8 protein-coding genes and 1 tRNA gene are annotated in these 9318 nt (G+C 68.4%); 4 read left to right on the forward strand and 5 right to left on the reverse strand.

Going from position 1 to position 9318, the window contains the following annotated elements; all coding sequences use genetic code 11:
- The 5 genes from FW784_RS09820 to hisS all read right to left on the reverse strand — a co-directional run.
- The coding region (locus FW784_RS09820; RefSeq protein WP_187770762.1) for a histidinol dehydrogenase at positions 1-401 on the reverse strand (401 nt) is incomplete at its 3' end.
- Positions 398-1306 (reverse strand): ATP phosphoribosyltransferase, encoded by a 909-nt coding sequence (gene hisG / locus FW784_RS09825; RefSeq protein WP_149353169.1) that lies wholly within the window; start codon positions 1304-1306, stop codon positions 398-400. The genes hisG and FW784_RS09820, both read right to left, overlap by 4 nt.
- Complete coding sequence (locus FW784_RS09830; RefSeq protein ID WP_149353170.1) at positions 1303-1629, reverse strand: YerC/YecD family TrpR-related protein; 327 nt, start codon at positions 1627-1629, stop codon at positions 1303-1305. The genes hisG and FW784_RS09830 overlap by 4 nt, the downstream gene beginning before the upstream one ends.
- Positions 1630-1760: 131 nt before the next feature.
- Positions 1761-3668, reverse strand: coding sequence for an HAL/PAL/TAL family ammonia-lyase (locus tag FW784_RS09835; protein WP_149353171.1), 1908 nt, complete (start codon positions 3666-3668; stop codon positions 1761-1763).
- Positions 3665-5047 carry a histidine--tRNA ligase gene (gene hisS / locus FW784_RS09840; RefSeq protein ID WP_149353172.1) on the reverse strand — a complete coding sequence of 461 codons (1383 nt, stop codon included), beginning with the start codon at positions 5045-5047 and terminating at the stop codon, positions 3665-3667. Before hisS ends, FW784_RS09835 begins: the two co-directional genes overlap by 4 nt.
- A 124-nt stretch (positions 5048-5171) precedes the next feature.
- On the opposite strand from hisS, the gene FW784_RS09845 reads away from it, so the two are divergent.
- From FW784_RS09845 to pgaB, 4 genes are all read left to right on the forward strand, one after another.
- Positions 5172-5248 (forward strand) — tRNA-Pro (locus tag FW784_RS09845).
- Positions 5249-5343: 95 nt separating this feature from the next.
- Positions 5344-5667, forward strand: a complete 324-nt coding sequence (locus FW784_RS09850; RefSeq protein WP_149353173.1) for a hypothetical protein — start codon at positions 5344-5346, stop codon at positions 5665-5667.
- A 215-nt stretch (positions 5668-5882) separates the two neighbouring features.
- Positions 5883-7976: a tetratricopeptide repeat protein gene (locus tag FW784_RS09855; RefSeq protein WP_149353174.1), complete on the forward strand. Its 2094-nt coding sequence runs from the start codon at positions 5883-5885 to the stop codon at positions 7974-7976.
- A partial coding sequence (pgaB, locus tag FW784_RS09860; protein ID WP_187770763.1) for a poly-beta-1,6-N-acetyl-D-glucosamine N-deacetylase PgaB occupies positions 7976-9318 on the forward strand: 1343 nt, incomplete at its 3' end. The genes FW784_RS09855 and pgaB, both read left to right, overlap by 1 nt.

A 9318-nucleotide genomic window follows, 5' to 3' on the forward strand; every position in this document is an offset into this window, starting at 1 on the left:
GGCGCGGAGCCGGCGGGCACGTACAGCCCTACGCGTCGGATCGGCCGCAGCATGCGCTCGCAGCGCACGCCGGGCGCGGTGTCGATCGCGTAAGGCTGGGCCATGCCCGCCTCGTGGAACACGCGAATGCGCTCGGCCGCGTCGTCGATGGCCTGGCGAAGCGCGTCGGGCAACGACGCGCGCGCCTCATCGAACGCGGCCGGCAGAACGGCGAAGGTGTCGAGCTGCACGCCATCGAAACGTCGCGTCAGCTCGCGCAGGGCGTCGTCGCCGTCGCGACGAACCGTGGCAATCAGGCCGGCGACCGACGCACTTACCTCGGCAGCAACCGACTGCGCGGGCCGGCGCAGGACGTCCTCGCGAGCCACGGCATCGAGTTCGGACCATCGAACACGCCTCATGCCAGCATGCTCTCGACGGGCAGCACCATCAGGCCCTGCGCGCCTGCACGCTTGAGGTCCTCGAGCCGCTGCCACGTGAGGTGGCCGTGACACAGCGCCTGCAATGCCAGGCGGTCCGCGCCGTCGACCTGGAGCACCGTCGGTGCGTCGGCGTCAGGCAGCAGCGGCAGCAGCTGCGCGATCGAACTTCGTTCGGCCTGGAACAGCAGGAGCTTGCTGTGGCGTGTGCGCAGCGCGCCGTCGAGTCGACGCAGCAGCATCTCGGCCAGCGCCGCGCGCTCGCCTTCGAACTCGCTGGCGGGGCCCGCGAGCACGGCCTCGCTCTCCAGCAGCGTGGCAACGGGCTTGAGCTGGTTGGCGGCCAGCGTCACACCGCTCGACACCAGGTCGCAGATGAGATCGGCCTGGCCGAGGCGCGGGGCAATCTCGACGGAACCCGACAACGTGACGACGTCGGCCTGGATGCCCTCGCCCGCCAGCCAGTCACGCAGCAGCGCCGGGTACGTCGTCGCGATGCGACGCCCCTCCAGCTGCGTCGGCCCCGTCCACGTCCAGTCGTCCGGAACGGCGAGCGCGAGACGGCAGGCGCCGAAGCCGAGCGGCCGCAGTTCGCGGAAGGCCGTCGGGGTGCCCGAACGGCGTCGCTCGAAGTCCTGCTCGCGGAGCACGTTGCGGCCGACGACGCCCAGGTCGCAGACGCCGTCTGCGATCAGGCCGGGAATGTCGTCATCGCGCACCAGCAAGAGGTCGATGGGCAAGGCTTCGCCATAGCAGAACAGGCGATCGCGGCTTTCGCGCCAGCTGAGGCCACAGGACGCGAGCAGCGCCCGCGCCGGATCGGCCAGGCGGCCGGACTTCTGGATCGCGATGCGGAGGCGGTCGCGCGTTTCGACAGTGGGGCTCATGAAGTCACTTTCCGGGGTGCGCGGGCGGCGCGTCTGATGGCGAGGACATAGCCACCGGCGCCCTGCTCGAGGGTGCGGGCGACGCGGCCGATAGTGGTGACACTCACCTTCGTCTCCTCGTGGATCTCGCGATACGGCACGTGCTCGCGAAGGTAGGGCACCACCCGCCAGCGATCGGCCATGGCTTCGAGCTCCGCGGGCGTGCACAGGTCGTCGAGGAAGGCGAGTACCTCGTCCGCGCTGCGCAGCGACGCGAACGCGGCGGCGAGCACTTCGAGGGAAAGCTGCTTTTCGACGTCGTCCAGCGGGGGGCGTCGCTTCATGTTCGGTCGCAATGTATTAGCGTGTTAATACATTACGGGCCCGGGCAGCCCACGTCAACGATCGCCGTTCGCGCAGCGGGCCGGAGTTCATCCGGCCCGCTCAAGAGACGCGCTGCAGCCTGGCGAACCGACTAGACGTCGCCCTGGACCGCCCGCCGCGCCGCCGCCAGTACGCGACCGCCCTGCACCAGCATCACCGCCGCTTGCACATCGCCATCCATCGCGCGATCGAAGCCCATGAACACGATGGACTCGCGGATCGCGGCGTGCGCGGCACGTACCGCCGTGCCCGGGCGGAATTCGTCGGAGCCCGCCAGTTCCGCGCGCAGGCCCTCGACCTCCCCCAGGAACGCGTCGCACTCGGCGCTGCCAACGACGGGCGCCCCCGAGACCTTCCCCGCCAGCTCTCCGACCGGGCAGTCCCGCGCGAGCGCACGCGCTGCGTTGATCATGTCGCGGCGAAGGTCCAGCGCCTGGGCGGCCGTGTAGAGCTCGAGGCCGAGCACCTTGCCGAGGTCGTCCGCCATGGCGAGTACGTGGCGTGCCTCGTTGGCGCCCATCGATACGTGGTCCTCCGCGTTCGCACTGGTCGGGATCGAGTACACCGATGCCGGCATCGCGCGGCTCGCGAGGTCGTTGACGATCGCGGCCGCGGTGTACTGCACGATCATGAAGCCCGATTCGGTCGCATCCTCGTTGCCGATCAGGAACCCCGGCAGGCCGTCGTTGGTGGCCGGATCGACGAGCTTGTTGATGCGACGTTCCGAGATGCTCGCGAGCACCGGGATCGCGGCCTTCACGTAGCTCATCACCAGCGCGAGCGGCATGCCGTGGAAGTGGCCGGCGGAGACCACCTGCTCTTCGACGTGTTCCGCCTGCGCGTCCGGGAAGATGATCGGATTGTCCGTGAGCGAGTTGAGTTCGATGTCCAGCACGCGCGCGGCCTGCGCGAGGGCGTCGCGCACCGCGCCGTGCACCTGCGGCACGCAGCGCAGCGAATAGCTGTCCTGCGGCTGGTGCTTCTTGCCGCCGCGGAAAGGTCGGAAGCGCGTGTAGAACTTCTCGCGCCCGTGGCGCTGCGACAGAGGCACCCAGTCCCAGCCGATGTCGAAACGCAGCTCGCGAGCCTCGTCGGTGGACCAGCTGGCCGGAAGCCACGGCCGGAATCGCGGAACGAGGTGGTAAGGGATGTCCGCGAGCGTCGACCCTTCGAGCAGCCGGCGCAGGTGCGCGGCGACGTGCACCTGCCCGGGATGCGGGCGCAACGCATGCACTTCAGGCTTGAACGCACCGAGACGGCCCGCGAACGCATCGATCGTCATGGCCGCGGCGAGGTCGGCGGTGTCGACGAGATCCTCGAGCTTGCCGAGCGCCAGCACGCCCGTCGCGAGCATCTGCGCCGTGCCGTTGTTGAGCGCGAGGCCTTCCTTGTACGACAACGTGATCGGCTGCAACCCGGCGCGACGCAGCGCCTCGCCACCCGGCAGCCGCTCGCCGCCCAGGAAGGCCTCGCCGCCGCCGAGAAGGACGATCGCCAGGTGCGAGAGCGGCGCGAGGTCGCCACTGGCCCCAACGGACCCCAACTGCGGCACGACGGGGACGATCCCCGAATTGAGCATCGCGACCAGCGCCCGCAGTGTTTCCACGCGGATGCCCGAGTGCCCGCGCATCAGCGTATTGATGCGGATGCACAGCATCGCCCGCACGACTTCAGGCGCGAAGGGATCACCGACGCAGACCGCATGCGTCACGATCAGGTTGCGCTGCAACTCGGCATGCAGCGACTCGTGCGGGTTGTTCGCATCGCTGCCGGCGCCGTTGCGCAGGCGATACGAGCCCAGCAGCCGGTCGGCATTGCTGCCGAAGCCCGTCGACACGCCGTAGATCGGCTCTTCGCGCCGCACCTGTTCCGCGAGGAAATCCGCGGCGCGTGCGACCGCCGGAAGCTGCGCTTCGTCCAGCTCGACGGGTGCGCCGTACGCGACCGCGAGCACCTGGGCGCGCGTGAGCGATCGTCCGTCGAGATGCACCGGCTTCAAGTGCGCACCAAGGGCTGCGCCAGCTCGACGCGCAGCGTCGACGCGAGCTCCGCGCGTCCGACCTGGAACTGGTCCTCGCGCCGCAGGTCCTTCACCGTCACCGTATTCCCCGCGATCTCGTCATCGCCGAGCACGACGACGAAGCGGATGCCCGAGCGGTCGGCATAGCGGAACTGCTTCGCGATCTTCGACGCTTCCATCACCACTTCGGTGTTGAAGCCTGCGTGGCGCAGCTCGCTCGCCACGGCAAGGCAATGCGGCAGGTGGGCGGCATCCATCTGCGTCACCAGCACCTGCACGGTGCTTTCGACGCGACCGAGCAGCCCTGCTTCGCGCAGCTGCCAGAAGAGGCGCGTCAGGCCGATGGAAATACCGACGCCGGGAAGTTTCGACTTCGTGTAGTGGCTGGCGAGATTCTCGTAGCGCCCGCCGGAACAGATCGAGCCGATCTGCGGATAGTCGTCCAGCGTGGTCTCGTAAACGGTGCCGGTGTAGTAGTCCAGGCCGCGTGCGATCGAGAGGTTCAGTGCATACGAAGATTCCGGCACGCCCATGGCGCGCACGAGCTCCAGCACTTCGCGCAGCTCCGCCGCACCGGTTGCGAGCGATGCATTGACGTCGCCTTCGGCCACGAGTCGGTCGAGCGTGCCGATCGCATCGGCATGCGACGTCGAGCGGATTTCCACGAACGCGAGGATACGGTCCACGACGTCACTGCGAAGGCCGAAGCCCTCGCCGGTCAACGTTTCGCGCACGGCCGCAGTGCCGCGCTTGTCGAGCTTGTCGACCTCGCGCAGGACGAGCGCCTGCAGTTCCGGGTCTGCGACGCCCTCGCGCTCGAAAAAGCCGCGCATGAGCTTGCGGTTGTTGAGATGGATCGTGAATGCGCCGATCGCGAGTTCGGAGAACACGGCGTGGATGGTTGCGGGCAGCTCCGCATCGAAGCGAACGCTCAGCGCGTCCTTTCCGATGACGTCGATGTCGCACTGGTAGAACTCGCGGAAGCGCCCGCGCTGCTGGCGTTCGCCGCGGTAGACGCGCTGCATCTGGTAACGGCGGAACGGGAACGCGAGGTCGTGTTCGTGCTCGGCGACATAGCGGGCCAGTGGCACGGTGAGGTCAAACCGGAGCGCCAATTCAGGCAGGCCGTCCGCGGCTTTTTCGAGAGCGCCCGTCGACTGCGCGAAATACACCTGCCGCTCGGTCTCGCCGCCGGACTTCGTCAGCAGGACTTCCGAGAGCTCCATGACCGGTGTCTCCACCGGCAGGAAGCCGAACCGCTCGAAATTGCGACGGATAACGTCGAGCATGCGCTGGAACGCGATCTGGTCAGGCGGCAGGAGCTCGAGCACTCCGGCTGGCGTGCGTGGCTTGATCAAGCGGTTTTCCCCGGGGAGCGCGTGTCGATCCGCACAGTTTACCGGCGGCGCGGCGGCGGCCCCGAGGCATTCACGCCCCCTTGTCGGGGCCGCGGCGGCCCGATAGACTTTGCGGCTCTGCTGTCGGGGTGTAGCTCAGCCTGGTAGAGCGCTACGTTCGGGACGTAGAAGTCGCAGGTTCGAATCCTGTCTCCCCGACCAATCGATTCGCGCGGAAGCCGGCCCTGTGCCGGCTTTCGTCGTTTCCGGCACCCGGTTTCACCCCGCCGACAAGCGACGCCTGCGACGCTTGTCGCATGACGACGGGCGAAGAATCGCAGGACGACCAGATCGGGACGCTTGAGGAAGAGGTCGCATTCCTCAAGGAACAGATGTCGCTGCTCGCCCAGTACCTGGCAATCATGATCGGACGCGCGCAGGTCAACGACTGCATGCTTTCTGCGCTGATCCTGTCGCATCCGGACCGCGAATTGCTGAACTCGATCTGGCGACAGTCTTCCGCCGCGGTCATTCCGAACGTCATCGTTCGCGGCCCCTCGCCCTGGGACTCCGAGATCGCCGACACCGCGAAGCAGCGTGTCGAGCACCTCAACGAGCTTGCCGACCCCGACTCGGGCTGATCCTCGCGGCCGCTGCAGACCGCCATCGCGCCCCCTGACATTCCGCGGCCGCCGGTCCGGGCCGAAACGACCGTGCCGGGTACCTGAACAACGTCGGCGTGCCACTCGTCGGTTCTGTGACGCTACGCACGGTTCAGCGCACGTTGCCTTCACATTGGGAGGTGAATTCTTCGTTTCCGTTCAGCCCCGATTTTGTTAACAAACGGAAGCGAACCGTGCGCCCTTTACGACACAAAGCCCTCGCAGTCCTGCTGCCGCTGGCGTGGTCGCCGGCGTTTGCCCAGCAGGTAGCGCCCGCTTTGCCGGCCGCGCCCACGCCCCTGGCCTCGAGCGGCCTGCCGGCGGTTTCGAGCCGCGCGGTGCGCGACGACCTGATCGCCAGCGCCGAGTCGGCGCGAAAGGACGAGCGCTGGATCGACGCGCTGGCCATCTACGAACACCTGCTGGCAGCCGACCCCCGGGACGACGTCGCCTATCGCATGCAGGCGATCACGCTGGCCGATCTGGGCGCCAGCTACCGCGCCGACGAGCTGCGGGCGCAGTGGCCGTCCGTGTTCGCCGACTTCCAGCGCGACCGCCTGCAGGGAGACCGCGTCGCGCGGGCGATCGGATGGGGCATGTCATATCCCGAAAACGCGGACGACCCGAACGCCGAGCTACGCCGCGCGTATGACGCGGTCCGCGAACTGAAGACCCATCCGGAGCGCACCAACTGGGAAAAGACGCGCCTGCGCATGGATTCGCTAATGGCGACCAATGCGCTTGGCATGTACCAGGAAACCATCGACGAGTTCGAGGCGCTCAAGCGCGAGGGCGTCGACCTGCCCGCGTACGCGCTCGGCCCGGCCGGCGACTCCTACCTGGCGCTGCATCGCCCTCACGATGCGCAGCTCGCGCTCCAGCGCGCCGTCGAGCTGAATCCGTCCGACATCGACACGCAGATCCTGCTCGCCTATGCGTATCTCGAACAGGAACGTTTCGATATCGCGTTGCCGATGATGCAGAAGCTGGTCGAATCGCAGCCCGCGTGGATCCAGCGCGCCGGCGCCGAGTCCGACCAGGCCAACTGGCGCCGCTATCGCGCCGAAATGACCTACGCGCAGATGATCTCGTTCGGCGACGACAACGCGCGCGCGCAGCGGATCATCGAGCAGCTCGTGCGCATTGGCCCGAACCGCTCCTCGACGCAGGCGGCGATGGGCTCGCTGATGTATCGACGGGGGCACCCCACTGCCGCGCTCGAGCGCTACGACATGGCGCTCACGCTGGACCCACGCAATCGCGATGCCGAAATCGGCCGCGTGTCCGCACTGTTCGAAACCGGTCGGATCGACGAGGCGATCGAAGCGAATCGGCAGGTGCAACTGCGCTACCCGAAGAATCTGCATGCCCAGCGCCTGCAGCACGAAGTCGACTTGCGCGTCGGGCCGATCGGGCGCATCGGCTGGGTGCACGGGCGCAACGATTCAACCTCGGCCAACGGCTCGCCACTGGGCACGCAGGACTATCGGTTCAACTTCGAGACGTGGACGCCACTGATCCACAACCGCTGGCGGCTCGGCATCGTCGGCGACACGGTTGACGCGCGTTTCGTACCCGACGTGGTGCGCTATCGCCGCATCGGTGGCGCCGTCGATTACCGCTTTGGTCAGTTCGGCGCGCGCGTGTCCGCTTACGAGGTGCAGGAGCCGCGGCTCGACGGGGCGTGGACGGTCGATGGTTCGTGGTATCTGGACGACACGTGGACGCTGCGCGCATCCGTCGCCGACAACGACGTCGACACCACGCTGCAGGCGCGACGCGCGGGCTTCAAGGCGAACTCCGCGTCGATCGGCGCCTCCTGGCGGCCGAGCGATCTCGGTGCCATCGACATGCGGCTCAAGCACCTGCGCTACAGCGACGGCAACCTGCGTGACCAGGCCTCCGCGTTCGGGCGATGGCGCCTCTACACGTCGCCGCACCTGATGATCGAAGGGCTCGGTTCGGGCTGGTGGAGTCGCGGCTCGCGCAACGACGCGCCCTACTTCAACCCCAGCCACGACGCGATGGTCACGGCGGGACTTCGTTTCAACCACATGATCTGGCGCCATTACGACGCCTACCTGCGCCAGCGCCTCGACATCGAGGCCGGCCCGTACTGGCAGGAAGGCTATGGCACGAAGTGGGTGCCGTCGGTGGCGTACCGGCAGGAATGGCGCCCCGCGCAGGGGCACACCTTCGAATACGGCGTCTCGTGGGCCAAGCCGGTGTACGACGGCGGCCGCGAGCGCCGCATCGCCTACGAGCTGGCCTATCGGTGGGGGTTCTGATGCGCCCGGTCGCGCTCCTTCTCGCTCTGGTGATCGCCGCCGCGTCGCCGCGCCCCGCCCATGCGCTGGTCGTGCTTGGTTGGCATGACATCCAGGATCGCATCCCGGACGGCTATGCCGATGCCGACGCGATCTCGTCGCGCAACTTCGCGATGCAGCTGGATTGGCTGCGCGCACACGGCTACGTGCCGGTGACCGCGCAGGCCGTCCGCGATGCGCGTGCCGGGCGTGGCGCGCTGCCTGCGAAAGCCGTGCTGCTCACGTTCGATGGCGGCTACCGGAGCGCCTACACGCATGCATTGCCGCTGCTGCAGGCCTTCCGATATCCGGCGCTGGTCGCGGTGCCGACAGCGCGTGTCGATGCCGGCGCGGGCAGTGCGATTCGCGACGGCGCGCGAAGCCTGCCGCGCGACGAGTTCCTCTCGTGGAACGACGTCAAGGCGATGCAGGCAAGCGGCCTGATCGAGATCGCGTCGGAAGGCAGCGACCTGATCACGCCGGTGGTCGCCGATCCGCAGGGCGACCTGCTTCCGGCGGCGGCCACGCGACGCTGGAACAACGGATACGAATCCGTAGACGTCTACCGGGAACGCGTTCGCGGCGACCTGGCAACCAGCGCAGACCTCATCGCGCGCGCGACAGGCCACCGACCGCAGGCGCTGATCCTGCCATCGGGCGCCGGCAATACAGCAGCGGCGACGCTTGCCGGTGAACTGGGCATGCCGCTGGTGCTCGCCAGCGAGGCGCGCACGGGCGCGTCCGACGCAGGCCTCGCCGGCCACATGCGCCTGGACACGGATGTCGGCGCGCCCGTCCGGCTCGTCATGCACGAGAACCCGGGCGCCGGCGAACTCGCCTACGAGTTGCGGCGCGATGCGCGGCTCGACGGTCTGCGCGGCGTGCGCGTGGCGCTGGACGACGTGGTGGGTTCCGATGCCGCCACCACCGAGCGCAACGTCGACGCGCTGGTCGAACGCATTCGCAGCATCCACCCGAGCCACGTCTTCCTGCAGGCGTTCAGCGACACCAATGGCGACGGTCGCTCCGATGCCGCCTTCTTCCCGACATCCCGGCTGCCGCTTCGCAGTGACCTGTTCACCCACGTGGCGGCGAAGTTGCGCGCGCGTGCGGGTGTCGACGTGTTCGCATGGGGCCCGACGCCCGGTGACGCGGGCGCGTACGAAGACCTCGCGATCGCAGCGCCGATCTCCGGCATCGTGACCGGCGATGACGGCGCGGCCCCCGTCGCGGGCTCAAGGGCGGCCGTGTCCACCGCAACGGGCTGGCGGCCCGGGCTCGTTCGGGTTCGCGCGTTCGATGTGCGTGCCGGCGGTGACGCCGA

This window comes from Cognatilysobacter lacus (genome assembly GCF_008274655.1).
Classification (GTDB): Bacteria; Pseudomonadota; Gammaproteobacteria; order Xanthomonadales; family Xanthomonadaceae; genus Cognatilysobacter; species Cognatilysobacter lacus.